The organism is Acidiphilium sp. C61 (assembly GCF_905116885.1).
In the GTDB taxonomy this organism is placed as follows: domain Bacteria; phylum Pseudomonadota; class Alphaproteobacteria; order Acetobacterales; family Acetobacteraceae; genus Acidiphilium.
Genome location: NZ_CAJHNI010000005.1, coordinates 385,449 through 397,748 on the forward strand (window position 1 = coordinate 385,449; position 12,300 = coordinate 397,748).

General features: G+C 67.4%; 14 protein-coding genes. 8 read left to right on the forward strand and 6 right to left on the reverse strand.

Annotated features, from left to right (window positions below; genetic code table 11):
• Window positions 1-27: 27 nt before the first annotated feature.
• Together HUW10_RS04595 and gluQRS are read right to left on the reverse strand one after the other, a co-directional pair.
• Window positions 28-1,446, reverse strand: a complete 1,419-nt coding sequence (locus tag HUW10_RS04595; RefSeq protein ID WP_174502425.1) for a trypsin-like peptidase domain-containing protein — start codon at window positions 1,444-1,446, stop codon at window positions 28-30.
• Between the two features lie 5 nt (window positions 1,447-1,451).
• The gene (gene gluQRS, locus HUW10_RS04600) at window positions 1,452-2,297 is read right to left on the reverse strand and encodes a tRNA glutamyl-Q(34) synthetase GluQRS (protein ID WP_174502426.1); all 846 of its coding nucleotides are present in this window, start codon (window positions 2,295-2,297) and stop codon (window positions 1,452-1,454) included.
• Window positions 2,298-2,346: 49 nt separating this feature from the next.
• On the opposite strand from gluQRS, the gene HUW10_RS04605 reads away from it, so the two are divergent.
• The 4 genes from HUW10_RS04605 to trpA all read left to right on the forward strand — a co-directional run bounded on the left by HUW10_RS04605 (window position 2,347) and on the right by trpA (window position 5,820).
• Window positions 2,347-3,015 carry an alpha/beta hydrolase gene (locus HUW10_RS04605; protein WP_174502427.1) on the forward strand — a complete coding sequence of 223 codons (669 nt, stop codon included), beginning with the start codon at window positions 2,347-2,349 and terminating at the stop codon, window positions 3,013-3,015.
• A gap of 149 nt (window positions 3,016-3,164) precedes the next feature.
• A complete protein-coding gene (locus tag HUW10_RS04610; protein WP_174502428.1) occupies window positions 3,165-3,725 on the forward strand; it encodes an HNH endonuclease in 561 nt (186 codons plus the stop codon).
• Window positions 3,726-3,778: 53 nt separating this feature from the next.
• Window positions 3,779-4,993, forward strand: a complete 1,215-nt coding sequence (trpB, locus tag HUW10_RS04615) for a tryptophan synthase subunit beta (RefSeq protein WP_174502429.1) — start codon at window positions 3,779-3,781, stop codon at window positions 4,991-4,993.
• Window positions 4,990-5,820 (forward strand): tryptophan synthase subunit alpha, encoded by an 831-nt coding sequence (gene trpA / locus HUW10_RS04620; protein ID WP_174502430.1) that lies wholly within the window; start codon window positions 4,990-4,992, stop codon window positions 5,818-5,820. The genes trpB and trpA overlap by 4 nt, the downstream gene beginning before the upstream one ends.
• A 169-nt stretch (window positions 5,821-5,989) precedes the next feature.
• On the opposite strand, the gene purD is transcribed toward trpA, so the two are convergent.
• Window positions 5,990-7,255, reverse strand: a complete 1,266-nt coding sequence (gene purD, locus HUW10_RS04625; protein WP_174502431.1) for a phosphoribosylamine--glycine ligase — start codon at window positions 7,253-7,255, stop codon at window positions 5,990-5,992.
• Window positions 7,256-7,309: 54 nt separating this feature from the next.
• Here purD and xseA point away from each other — a divergent pair, with 54 nt between their 5' ends.
• Complete coding sequence (gene xseA, locus HUW10_RS04630) at window positions 7,310-8,698, forward strand: exodeoxyribonuclease VII large subunit (protein ID WP_174502432.1); 1,389 nt, start codon at window positions 7,310-7,312, stop codon at window positions 8,696-8,698.
• Between the two features lie 12 nt (window positions 8,699-8,710).
• Here xseA and HUW10_RS04635 read toward each other — a convergent pair whose 3' ends face one another.
• Genes HUW10_RS04635 through HUW10_RS04645 form a run of 3 tightly spaced genes read right to left on the reverse strand, consistent with a single transcriptional unit; the run spans window position 8,711 to window position 10,314 of the window.
• Entirely contained in the window at window positions 8,711-9,412 is a 702-nt protein-coding gene (locus tag HUW10_RS04635) for an anti-sigma factor domain-containing protein (protein ID WP_236656212.1), read from the reverse strand.
• On the reverse strand, window positions 9,409-9,984 hold the full coding sequence (locus HUW10_RS04640) for a sigma-70 family RNA polymerase sigma factor (protein ID WP_174502434.1): 576 nt from the start codon (window positions 9,982-9,984) through the stop codon (window positions 9,409-9,411). Before HUW10_RS04640 ends, HUW10_RS04635 begins: the two co-directional genes overlap by 4 nt.
• Window positions 9,985-9,987: 3 nt before the next feature.
• On the reverse strand, window positions 9,988-10,314 hold the full coding sequence (locus HUW10_RS04645) for a hypothetical protein (RefSeq protein ID WP_174502435.1): 327 nt from the start codon (window positions 10,312-10,314) through the stop codon (window positions 9,988-9,990).
• Window positions 10,315-10,456: 142 nt separating this feature from the next.
• On the opposite strand from HUW10_RS04645, the gene HUW10_RS04650 reads away from it, so the two are divergent.
• Genes HUW10_RS04650 through HUW10_RS04660 form a run of 3 tightly spaced genes read left to right on the forward strand, consistent with a single transcriptional unit; the run spans window position 10,457 to window position 12,287 of the window.
• Window positions 10,457-10,909: a Fur family transcriptional regulator gene (locus HUW10_RS04650; RefSeq protein WP_174502436.1), complete on the forward strand. Its 453-nt coding sequence runs from the start codon at window positions 10,457-10,459 to the stop codon at window positions 10,907-10,909.
• Complete coding sequence (locus tag HUW10_RS04655; RefSeq protein WP_174502437.1) at window positions 10,906-11,718, forward strand: GNAT family N-acetyltransferase; 813 nt, start codon at window positions 10,906-10,908, stop codon at window positions 11,716-11,718. The genes HUW10_RS04650 and HUW10_RS04655 overlap by 4 nt, the downstream gene beginning before the upstream one ends.
• Window positions 11,719-11,777: 59 nt before the next feature.
• Window positions 11,778-12,287 (forward strand): SspB family protein, encoded by a 510-nt coding sequence (locus HUW10_RS04660; RefSeq protein ID WP_174502438.1) that lies wholly within the window; start codon window positions 11,778-11,780, stop codon window positions 12,285-12,287.
• Window positions 12,288-12,300: the final 13 nt, after the last annotated feature.

Sequence of the window (12,300 nt, forward strand, 5' to 3'; positions counted from 1 at the left end):
TATGAATCGTCTGGCCGGACCGCGCTTTCAGCCGTGCGCCGTGCCCACCGGCACAACGATCCAGCTCGCACCCTGCGGCCCATCGACCAGCAAGGGTACGGCATCGCCGCTGGCCTTCACGCCCTGCTGCAACGCCGCACTGGTCGTCACGAAATGCGGACCGACCGCCTCGATCAGCGTATCCGGCGCGAGCCCGGCCCGCGCCGCGGGGCCATCCTTTGCAACCGTCACAACGATCACCCCCGCCCCGCCGGGATGGGTCGCAACACCAATGCCGAGTGCTGGAATGTCGGTCGGCTTGAGCATCGGCATCGCGGTCTGAAAATGCGCCTTTCCGGCCTTGCCGCGATGCTGGGGGGGTGCCGCAATGGTTATCGCCGCATCTTCGGTCTTGCCGCCGCGTACAAAGATCATCCTCGCCTCATGCCCGACCGGGATCTCCGCCAGCGAGACCCTGAAATCATGTACGGTGGTGACTTTCCGGCCATTGACCGCCGTGACGACGTCACCCGGGCCGAGCTTGCCGGCGGCAGGCCCGCCAGCCACGACACCGCCGATCACCACGCCATCGGTCGAGGGCAGGCGCCACGCCGTTTTCATCTCCTCCGACACATGCTCGATCCGCAGCCCGGCCCAGCCGCGCTTCATCGCGCCCTTGGCAATGATCGCCGCTGCCACCGGCCTGACCATGCTGGACGGGATCGCGAACCCGATCCCGACCGAACCGCCAGAGGGCGAGTAAATCGCCGAATCGACACCCACCACGCGCCCTTTCGCATCCAGCAGCGGTCCGCCCGAATTGCCCCGGTTGATGGCCGCGTCGGTCTGGATGAAATCGTCATACGGCCCCGAACCGATATCGCGGTGCAGCGCGCTCACCACCCCTGCCGACACGCTGAAGCCGAGGCCGAACGGATTGCCGATCGCCACCACCCAGTCACCGAGATCGAGGCGCGAGCTGTTGCCGAAATGCAGGAAGGGCACAGGACGATGCGCGTCGATCTTCAATACCGCGAGATCGGCCTTCTTGTCCGAACCGATCAGCTTCGCGGTGAAGATCGAGCCATCGTGCATCGTCACCTTGATTTCGCTCGCCCCGGCGATGACGTGGTGATTGGTCACGATGTAGCCATCCGGGCTGATGAAGAACCCCGTCCCAAGCGCCTGTTCCGCCTTTGGCGGAACAATGAGGGTGTTCGTATCCGCTTGCTGTGGCTCTGAATGCGCTGCGGCCCCCTGGTCGGGCGTCGGGATTGCCTCGGGCTTTTCACCCTTGGCCTTCGAGGGATCTATGCTTTCGACATCGACGACCGCGGGAAGCGCCGCGCGGGCCACCTGCGCGATCGCGGGCGGTGTCGGCACGGCATGAGCCGGTGGCGTGGAAAGCAGCAGGCCAAGCGCGAGAGCCGTGCCGGCGGTCGGGACCAGAATCAGAAGACGCTTCATGGTATCTAGAGTGAGGCGAGATCACCGATCCGGCAAGAGACCATCTCGCGGATTTGCGCAGGCGTGGCGCCACTTTCCCTGAGTTCGCGCAATGTCGTCGCCCGGTCGCGCTTGGCCAGCCGCCGCCCCGCCGCGTCGCGAATCAGCGGGTGATGGGCATAGGCCGGATGCGGCCAACCCAGCAGCGCCTGCAGCAGCACATGAATATCCGTCGCAGCCCGCAGATCCTCGCCCCGCGTCACATGCGTCACACCCTGCAACGCATCGTCATGACAGACGCAGAGATGATAGCTCGCCGGCACGTCCTTGCGCGCCAGCACCACATCGCCATGCGGCAGCGGATCGGCCTCCACCCAGCCTTCCGCCGCCTCGTGATAGCGCAGCCGCCCTGCGATCGTCGCGGCCCGGTCAACCCGCAGTCGCAGCGCATAGGGCTCGCCTTGCGCCGCCCGCGCGTCTGCCTCTGCCGGGTCGAGCCCGCGGCAAGTGCCGGGATAGGCCGCCTCCACGCCGTGCGGCGCGCCGAGGGCGGCGGCAATCGCCGCCCGCGTGCAGAAACACCGATATAGCAGCCCCATCGCCTCCAGCCGCGCCAGCACCGCCCGATACGCGTCGAAATGCGCCGATTGCACCCGTACCTCGCCATCCCAGCCCAGGCCGAGCCAGGTCAGATCCTCCAGGATCGCCTCGGCGAATCCGGGCCGGCAACGCCCGGCATCGATATCCTCGAGCCGCAGCAGGAACCGCCCGCCTGCCCCACGCGCCAGGTCGTATCCGGCAAAGGCCGAGGCCGCGTGGCCGAGATGCAGGTAGCCGGTCGGGCTCGGCGCGAAACGGGTGACGATGGACATCGGCTTCCACGATGATACGCTCCCCCGCAAATGCAAGGAGCAGGACTTCATGGCTGAACTGGACGGACCGCGCTGGGGCCCGGCAAACGGCGGCAAGGCGCGGCAATTGGTGGTGCTGTGCCATGGCGTCGGCGCCGATGGCAACGACCTGATCGACCTCGCGCCCTATTGGGCCCGCGCGATCCCCGATGCCGCCTTTGTCGCCCCGCACGCGCCCGACCCGTTCGACCTTGCCCCCTTCGGCCGCCAATGGTTCCCGATCGGCACGCTCGACCCGCACGCGCTCGGCGGCGGTGTGCGCCGGGCCCGCGCGGCGCTCGATCCGTTCATCGATGCCGAACTCGCCCGTCTTGGCCTTCCGGCGGATGCCTATGCGCTGATGGGATTCAGCCAGGGTGCGATGACCGTGCTGTTCACCGGCCTGCGCCGGGCGGTGCCGCCGAGAGCTATTCTCGCCTATTCCGGCGCGCTGCTCGCCCCCGAATCGCTGCCGGCCGAGATCGCCGGCCGCCCGCCGGTCCTGCTCGTGCATGGCGAGATCGACGAGATCGTGCCCCCCTCCCGCTCGCGCGACGCCGAGACCGCCTTGCGCGCCGCCGGCGTGCCGGTCGAGAGCCTCTTCGTTCCGAAACTCGCCCACGGAATCGACGATTCCGGCCTCTCGCTCGGCGCCCTCACGCTCCAGCGCGCCTTCGCCGCCCCGGCCTCGCCCGCGTGAAAAGCTGTTGACATTGCGAAACCCGCGCTTGCAGCGCCGCAGACTTGGCGGCATATTCCTTCACATGGATTCGACGCAGTTCATTGCAGGGCGTTTCCAGTCCAAGGCCGGCCGGTTGATCTGGTCGCCCTTCTGGGAGCGGTTCAGTAATGCCTGACGGCGGGCAGAATTTTCCCGCACTCGTCCTGAATGCGGATTTCCGTCCGCTCTCCTATTTTCCGTTGTCGCTCTGGTCCTGGCAGGATGCTGTAAAGGCCGTGTTCCTCGATCGTGTCTCCGTCCTGTCGGAATACGAGCACGAGGTGCACTCCGTCTCCGCGGCGATGCGCCTGCCATCGGTCATCGCGCTGAAGGATTTCGTCCCCGGCCTGCGGCAGCCGGCCTTCACCCGCTTCAACGTGTTTCTGCGCGACGGCTTTACCTGCCAGTATTGCCACAACCGCCTGCCAGCGCCGGAGCTGACCTTCGACCATGTCATCCCGCGCGCCCGCGGCGGCCGCACCACCTGGGAGAACGTCGTCACCGCCTGCGGTGCGTGCAACCTGCGCAAGGGCTCGAAACTCCCCCGCGAATGCCACATGTTCCCCTATGAAACGCCGCGCCGGCCGAACAGCTGGGAGCTGCAGGATCGCGGCCGCGCCTTCCCGCCCAACTACCTGCACGAAAGCTGGCGCGACTTTCTCTACTGGGATACCGAATTGGAGACCTGATCCGGTTTCATCTGCCTGACATATCGGCTATCCGTGCAGGACGGAGAGCCAGCATGAACAAGCCGATACCCAATTCCCTGCGCACCCTGCCCGACGATCGCGGCCGCTTCGGCGAGTTCGGCGGCAGATTTGTCGCCGAAACCCTGATGCCGCTGATCCTCGAGCTGGAAGCGGCCTATGAGGCGGCGAAGGATGATCCCGATTTCATGCGGGAATTCCAGTATTACCTGCAGCATTACGTCGGCCGGCCCAGCCCGCTCTGGTTCGCCGAACGGCTGACCAGGGAACTCGGCGGCGCGAAAATCTATTTCAAGCGCGACGAGCTCAACCATACGGGCGCGCACAAGATCAACAATTGCATCGGCCAGATCCTGCTCGCCAAGCGCATGGGCAAGACCCGCATCATCGCCGAGACCGGCGCCGGCCAGCACGGCGTCGCCACCGCGACCGTCGCCGCCCTCTTCGGCCTGCCCTGTATCGTTTACATGGGCGCCACGGATGTCGAGCGGCAGCAGCCCAACGTCTTCCGCATGAAACTGCTCGGCGCTGAGATCCGTCCCGTCACCTCCGGCGCGGCGACGCTGAAGGACGCGATGAACGAAGCGCTGCGCGACTGGGTCGCGAATGTGCGCGACACGTTCTACATCATCGGGACCGCCGCCGGTCCGCACCCCTATCCCGCCATGGTGCGGGACTTCCAGTCGGTCATCGGCGTCGAGGCCCACGCCCAGATGATGGAGGCCGAAGGCCGCCTGCCGGATGTCGCGATCGCGGCGATCGGTGGCGGATCGAACGCGATCGGCCTGTTCCATGCGTTCCTCGACGAACAGGTGAAGCTGATCGGCGTCGAGGCCGCAGGGCGCGGTCTCGATTCGGGCGAGCACGCCGCCTCGCTCTCGCGCGGCCGCCCCGGCGTGCTGCACGGCAACCGCACCTACCTGCTCCAGGACGATGACGGCCAGATTCTCGAGGCCCACTCGATCTCCGCCGGGCTAGACTATCCGGGAATCGGCCCCGAACATTCCTACCTGCATGACATCGGCCGCGTCGAATACGTCTCCGTGACCGACGACGAAGCCCTCGCCGCCTTCCAGCTCTGCTGCCGCACCGAGGGCATCATCCCCGCCCTCGAACCCTCGCACGCCCTCGCCCATGTCGCGAAGATCGCCCCCGGCATGGACAAGGAGAGCATCATCCTGATGAATCTCTGCGGTCGCGGCGACAAGGACATTTTCACCGTCGCCCGCCATCTCGGAGAACAGATTTGAGCCGCATCGCCGACACCTTCGCCCGCCTCCGCGATGAGGGCCGGGCGGGCCTGATCCCCTTTGTCGAGGCGTTCGACCCCGATCGCGAAACCTCCGCCACCCTTCTCGCCGGCATGGCTGCCCGCGGTGCCGACCTGATCGAGATCGGCATGCCCTTCACCGACCCGATGGCCGATGGCCCGACCATCCAACAGGCTGGCCGACGGGCACTGCGCGCCGGCGCCACCCTCGCCGGGACGCTCGGCCTGGTGCGCGACTTCCGCGCAGCCAACGACACCGTGCCGCTGATCCTGATGGGCTATCTCAACCCCATCCTCTCCTACGGCGTCGAGCGCTTCACCGCCGATGCCGCCGCCGCCGGCGTCGATGGCATGATCGTCGTCGACCTGCCGACCGAGGAGGCGGATCTGCTGCTGCCGCATCTGCGCCAGCACCGCATCGACCTGATTCGCCTCGTCGCCCCCACCACGACAGACGAGCGCCTGCCCGTCGTGCTCAACGACTCCTCAGGCTTCGTCTATTACGTCTCGATCACCGGCATCACCGGAACCCGCACCGCCTCGGCCGAGGACCTCGCCCGCGACATCCCGCGCGTCCGCAAGGCGACGGACCTGCCGATCGCCGTCGGCTTCGGCGTCCGCACCCCCGCCCAGGCCGCAACGGTCGCACGGTTCGCCGATGCGGCCGTGGTCGCCTCGGCCCTGATCGACAAGCTCGCTGCCGGCCTCGATGCGGAGGGCAAGGCGCCGCCCGCCATCGTCGAGGCAGTGCTAGACGATGTCGCCGCCCTCGCCGCGGCGGTGCGCAGCGAACGCCGCGCCGCCTGAGTGGTCAGAGCACTTCCGATCATGATGGATCGGATGATGCTCTACCAGATTGATAAGCCGAGCGTCTTTATCCGATCAGATGACGCCATCTGATCGGATGATGCTCTACCACATCGACAAGCAGAGCATCTTTATCCGATCAGATGACGCCATCTGATCGGATGATGCTCTATACCGCCTTGGCGCCGATATCCCGGCGGCAGAATCCGCCGGGAAAGCCGATCCGCCGCACCGCGACATAGGCGCGGTCGATCGCCTCACGCAGGTCATCGCCCGTCGCCGTCACCGCCAGCACCCGCCCGCCGGCACTTACCAGCGATCCGTCGCGCCGCGCCGTGCCCGCCTGAAACACCGTCGTCTCCGGCAAACCGGCCGCGCCGGTCAGGTCGATCTTGTGGCCCTTCTCATAGGCGCCGGGATAGCCTTTCGCCGCCATCACCACGGTTGCCGCGGCGCCGTCCCGCCAGTCGAGCCGGGTTTCAGCATCGAGACGCCCCCGCGCCGCATCGGCCAGCACCGGCAGCAGGTCGGTCTTCAGCAGCGGCAGCAGCGTCTCGCATTCCGGATCACCGAACCGCACGTTGAACTCGATCAGCCTGGGGCCGGAGGCGGTCAGCATCAATCCCGCGAACAGGAACCCGCGGAACGGCGCCCCGCGCCGCGCCATCGTCCGCAGCGCCGGGCGGACGATCCGCTCCATCGCCGCGCCGATCACCGCCTCCGAGGCCGCCGGCGGCGGCGCGATCGCGCCCATTCCGCCAGTATTGGGCCCGGTATCGCCATCGCCTACCCGCTTGTGGTCGGAAGCGGTGCCGCAGAACAGCGCGGTCTCGCCATCGCAGATCGCGAACAGAGAGATCTCGGTGCCGATCAGGCATTCCTCGATCACGATCTCAGCACCCGAGGCGCCGTGCAGCCCGCCTTCGAGCATCGCCGCGACGGCCTCGCGCGCCTCGGCGTCGGTCGCGGCGACCACCACGCCCTTGCCCGCCGCAAGCCCATCCGCCTTGATCACGATCGGCGCCGGATGCTCGTCGAGATAGGCGCGCGCCGCGTCGGCATCGGTAAAGCTCGCCCAGGCGGCCGTCGGAATCCCCGCCTCATCGCAGATTTCCTTGGTGAACCGCTTCGAGGATTCGAGCCGCGCCGCCACCTCCGTCGGGCCGAAACAGGGGATTCCCGCTGCCGCCAGACGATCCGCGAGGCCGAGCGCCAGCGGCGCCTCCGGCCCCGGCAGCACGAGGTCGATCCGCTCCGCCCGCGCGAACTCGACGAGCGCGTCGATCTCCTCTGCACCGATCCCCACGCATTCGGCCAACGATTCCATGCCCGGATTCCCCGGCGCAACGAAGAGTTTCTCCAGCACCGGGCTCTGCGCGAGCTTCCACGCCAGCGCATGCTCGCGCCCGCCGCCGCCGACAACCAGAACCCGCATGATCAACCCCCATGAGCTTGTGCAACCGGCGCGCGCTTAGCATAGTCCGCCGCCATGAGCGAAACTGCTGACGCCGCCACCGGCAACCTTCCCGAACTCACCGTTTCCGAACTCGCCGGCGCGGTCAAACGCACGGTCGAGACCGCTTTCGGCCGCGTGCGCGTGCGCGGCGAGATCACCGAGATGAAGACCTACGCCTCCGGCCACACCTACATGGCCCTGAAGGACGAGGGGGCGAAGATCCGGGCGATCATCTGGCGCGGCAATGCCGCGCGACTCGGGCTGAAGCCGGAGAACGGCGTCGAGGTCATCGCCACCGGCCGCATCACCACCTATCCCGAGCGCTCGGAATACCAGCTCATCATCGAGCGACTGGACTATGCCGGCGAGGGCGCGCTGCTCGCCCGCATCGAGAAGCTGCGCCTGCGCCTGACCGAGGAAGGCCTGTTCGACGCCACCCGCAAGCGCGCCCTGCCTCTGCTGCCGCGCATCGTCGGCGTCGTCAGCTCGCCCCAGGGTGCCGTGATCCAGGACATCCGCACCACCATCGCCCGCCGCTTTCCCAGCCGCATCATCCTCTGGCCTGTCGCCGTCCAGGGCGAGACCGCCGGCGCCCAGATCGCCGCCGCCATCCGTGGCTTCGGCGCGCTGCCGGAAGGCGGTGAGGTGCCGCGGCCAGATGTTCTGATCGTCGCCCGCGGCGGCGGCTCGCTCGAGGACCTGATGGCCTTCAACGACGAGGAGGTGGTCCGCGCCGCCGCGTCCTGCCCGATCCCGCTGATCTCCGCCGTCGGCCACGAGACCGACACGACGCTGATCGACTTCGCCTCCGACCGCCGTGCGCCGACCCCCACCGCCGCCGCCGAACTCGCCGTGCCCGACCGCATGGCGCTGGCCGCCGATCTCGCGCAGAGCGGCGCGCGGCTGACCGGCGCGCTCACCCGTGTCACCCAGTCGGTCCGCCTGCGGCTCGATCGCGCTGCCGCTGCCCTCCCCGACCTGCCCTCGATGATCGGCACCGCCCGCCAGCGACTGGATGATCGCGGCGAGCGCCTCGCCCTCGCCTTGCCCCACCTTGTTGCCGCAAAGCGAGCCAAGGCGCGGGAAGTCGCCGCCCGCCTCGTGCATCCGCGCGAGATCATCGCCGCTCGCCGCCACAGCCTCGCCCTGCTTGGCCAGCGCCTCGCCGCCCCGGCCCCCGGCCTGCTGCGCGAAAACCGGCTCCGCCTCGGCGCGCTCGCCGCGCGTCTCGAAGCCCTGTCCTATCACGCGACACTCGCGCGCGGCTTCGTGATGGTGGCGACCCCGTCCGGCGATCCCGTCACCACGCGACGCGACGCCGGATCGAAGCGCAGCCTCGTGCTGCATTTCAGCGACGGCACGCTCGGCGTCCGCCCCGAAGCCGAGCGGGCGCCGCCGGAGCAAATCAGCCTCGATCTCTGATCCGGCCGGATATCAGGACGTTGTCGGCGCCACCGGAAGCAGCGGCCCGGCGAAGACGATCGGCATGGTCGGCTTGCCGGTGGGCGAACCGCCAGGCGGCTCGACCGTCACCGCGATCAGCGTATGCGCCCGGCGCAGCCGCGCGGGAACGTCGTTCGCCGGTAGCCTTGTCGCCCCCGCCTGCACGAAGCCGATCGGCACCGGCGCCTCGCCCTTGCCCACCGCCCAGAGCTGCCAGACCTTGCCAGCCGGCGGCGCAGCACGCCCCACCGGCGCGATGTTCAACGCTCCGTTCGTCTTCATCGCCACGGTGAACACCGGGCCCGACTTCGCCGACAGCACCGCGACCATTGCCGGCCCCGTCGCCCCGCGCGGCAACATGAGCACCAACGCCGCCGCCACCGCGCCAGCGAGGGCGATACCCCGCCAGACGAACAGATTGTCCCAGATCTCGCGCAGGCGGTTCCGCCGGACGGGTATGGCCGCGCCCGGGCTCGTCGCGCGCTCGATGGCCGCCCATACCGCCGGCCCCGGATCTACTGGCGGCACCGCGAGCGCCAATGGCAGCAGCCGTTCCTCCCAGGCCGCCACCTCGGCCGCCAGCGCCGGATCGCGCGCGCACGCGACCTCGAAATCCCGCCGCTCTTCGCCGCGCAGAAGGCCAAGAACATAAAGTCCCGCCCGATCTGCTCCGAAATCCGGTGCGTCGCTCATTGTTCGAGACACCTCTTCAGCGCGTCGAGCGATCTCACGATCCAGCTTTTGACTGTTCCCAGCGGCGTGTCGGTGCGCGCTGCGATCTCGCTGTGGGAATAGCCCTCGACATAGGACAGCAGAACCATCTGCCGCCAGTGCTCGGGCAGCGTGGCCAGACAGCCGGCGAGCGCCCGGCCATCCTCGACGGCGATACCCTCTTCGGCGGCAATATCAGGAATTTCATCACCGGTGACCGGCAACCGCCGCTCGCTATCGAGCCGGTCAAGCGCCCGGTAGCGCACGATCCCGATCATCCAGGCCCGCGCCGAACCCCGCGCGCGATCGAAACGCGATGCATTGCGCCAGATCTGCAGGAACGCCTCCTGCAACACGTCTTCGGCCAGCAGGCGATCTCGCAGCAGCCGCAGCGCCACGCCAAGCATGACAGGCGACATGCGCCGGTAGAGTTCCCGCAGCGCGGCCGCATCCTGCCTCTGGCACGCCTCGATCAGCAGGCCGAGACCATCATCCATCGTGTTCGCCCCACGCGGCGACGCCATCAAGATACTGTTTCCCGGACCATCGAACATTGCTTATGGCATTACCGTCGCCGAGACAATCTGGATGCAGCCCGCCGCACCCGATGCCGGATCGCGCGTGAACAATTGAAGAAAATACAATTTAAAAGTGTTTTTTATCTCGATATAACTCTGGATTGCAATCCAGGGAGGCAGGCCATTCCGCATCATCCGCGCCGCTACTGGCTTGAAGTCGTCACGGGTCTCGTCACGCTGCTGGCCGCGAAGGAAACCGAGACCTTCAGGCCGAAAGCCTCGCGGGTCGCGTCCGGTTATCGGCCGCACCCCTTCGGAAAAGGCGCCAGCTGCGGCAACTGCGCCAACTACCGCGACATCACGCAAAGCTGTGCGCGGGTACGAGGGGCTGTTGCGAGCAACGGGTTCTGCAATTTCTACACCCCGCGCAGACCCCGTCTCTAGGCACTTGAACCTGGCGGACGGAATGGGGTGGACCGCGCCGCCGAGATGGTTCACAACGCAGCGGATGGAGACCCGCATCGAACGTCTGTGCGTGGCAAACGGGCTCAGGATGACGGGCCCGCGACGTATTATTGCTCGCGTATTGTCCGAAGCGAATGGCCACCCCGATGTCGACGAACTGCACCGGCTGGCCCATGGCATTGACCCTAGAATATCACTCGCCACCGTCTACCGCACCGTTCGCCTGTTCGAGCAGCACGGGATCCTTGAACGGCGCAATCTCGGCAGTCGCCGTGCGCGGTATGAAATGTCTGGCGAGCATGATCATTTTCATCTTGTTGATCAGGAAAGCGGCCAGGTGATCGAATTTGACGAGCCGGAAACCGAGATGCTGATGCGCAAAGTTGCCGCACGCCATGGTTTTGAACTGGTTTCCCTGAAGATCGAGTTGTTCGGCCGCCGGCTTGGTGCGATGACGCGGACGACCGAAACCATCGACGGAGCGCCAGGCCGATGACGATCCAGCACCCGGCCGACAATATTGTCGCTTTCCCGGAAATCCGCGTCGGCAATCTGGGCGTGCGGCTCGCCACCACCGCCGCCGAGCTCGATGCGGCGCTCGCGCTGCGGTTCCGGATTTTTTACGAGGAACTCGGGGCCCATCCCGACGAGGCAACCCTCGCCTCCGGCCGCGACAGGGATGCGTTCGATGCGATCGCCGATCACCTGCTGGTGATCGATCATGACATCGCGGACGATGCGCGGGGCGTGGTCGGCACGTACCGGCTGATTCGCCAGGATGCGCTCGCCCCCGGCCAGCGGTTCTATTCGGCCAATGAATACGACCTCGCCCCGCTCCAGCATTCCTCCGGCCGCCTGCTGGAGCTTGGCCGTTCCTGTGTCGACCAGGCGCATCGTTCGCGCGCCGTAATGCAGCTGCTCTGGCGCGGAATCGCCGCCTATGTGTTCCAGCATGGAATCGAGCTGATGTTCGGTTGCGCCAGCCTGCACGGCACCGACCTCGACGAGCTGGCGCCGTGCCTGACCTACCTGCACGCCCATCACCTCGCCCCGCAGAACATCCGGCCGCGGGCGCTTGACGCGCGCTATGTCGAGATGCGCCGGTTGGGTGACGACGAATACGACGCCCGGCAGGCTCTCGCCGAGTTGCCGCCGCTGATCAAGGGCTACCTCCGGCTCGGCGGCTTCGTCGGCGATGGCGCGGTGATCGACTGGCAGTTCAATACGACGGACATAGCCGTGGTGGTGCAGACGGATCTTGTGACCGAAAAATATTACCGTCATTACGAACGACAGTCCCGCTGACCAGCCCGGCGCCTTTGCCGGCGCCGCACGCATCCCGACTGCAAGGTGAATTCGACGACATGGCCGAAGACGACGATACGCCGATCCCCGAAAGCCTCCTGCCCTACGATGAATGGACCGAGGACGCGCTTCGCCTCGTCGTGCTGCGCGCGCTCGACCATGCATCGCGCGAGGGCCTGCCGGGCGAGCATCATTTCTACATCACCTTTGCGACAGGCCATCCGGGCGTCATCATGCCGGACCGTCTGCGCGCCCAATATCCGGACGAGATGACGATCGTCCTGCAGCACCAGTTCCGCGAGCTGTCGGTGGATGCCGAGGCGCGCCGCTTCGTGGTCCGCCTCTCCTTCGGCGGCGTGCCAGCGACGCTCGACATCCCGCTCGACGCCATCACCGCCTTCGCCGACCCGGCGGTGCGCTTCGGCCTGCAATTCACCGTCCGCGAAGCCGATGCGCCGGAGGAAGCGCCGGCCCCCGAAACCGAACCCGCGCCGCCGCCAGCGGAACAGGGCCCCGCCGAGGTCGTCAGCCTCGATGCCTTCCGCCGCCGCCCGCCAGCCAAAGACTGAGCCTGGAGAACCG

Coding starts and splice junctions, on each gene's coding strand:
- HUW10_RS04595 (WP_174502425.1), bottom strand. CDS start 1,446: ATGAAGCGTCTTCTGATTCTGGTCCCGACCGCCGGCACGGCTCTCGCG.
- gluQRS (WP_174502426.1), bottom strand. CDS start 2,297: ATGTCCATCGTCACCCGTTTCGCGCCGAGCCCGACCGGCTACCTGCAT.
- HUW10_RS04605 (WP_174502427.1), top strand. CDS start 2,347: ATGGCTGAACTGGACGGACCGCGCTGGGGCCCGGCAAACGGCGGCAAG.
- HUW10_RS04610 (WP_174502428.1), top strand. CDS start 3,165: ATGCCTGACGGCGGGCAGAATTTTCCCGCACTCGTCCTGAATGCGGAT.
- trpB (WP_174502429.1), top strand. CDS start 3,779: ATGAACAAGCCGATACCCAATTCCCTGCGCACCCTGCCCGACGATCGC.
- purD (WP_174502431.1), bottom strand. CDS start 7,255: ATGCGGGTTCTGGTTGTCGGCGGCGGCGGGCGCGAGCATGCGCTGGCG.
- xseA (WP_174502432.1), top strand. CDS start 7,310: ATGAGCGAAACTGCTGACGCCGCCACCGGCAACCTTCCCGAACTCACC.
- HUW10_RS04635 (WP_236656212.1), bottom strand. CDS start 9,412: ATGAGCGACGCACCGGATTTCGGAGCAGATCGGGCGGGACTTTATGTT.
- HUW10_RS04640 (WP_174502434.1), bottom strand. CDS start 9,984: ATGTTCGATGGTCCGGGAAACAGTATCTTGATGGCGTCGCCGCGTGGG.
- HUW10_RS04650 (WP_174502436.1), top strand. CDS start 10,457: ATGGAGACCCGCATCGAACGTCTGTGCGTGGCAAACGGGCTCAGGATG.
- HUW10_RS04655 (WP_174502437.1), top strand. CDS start 10,906: ATGACGATCCAGCACCCGGCCGACAATATTGTCGCTTTCCCGGAAATC.
- HUW10_RS04660 (WP_174502438.1), top strand. CDS start 11,778: ATGGCCGAAGACGACGATACGCCGATCCCCGAAAGCCTCCTGCCCTAC.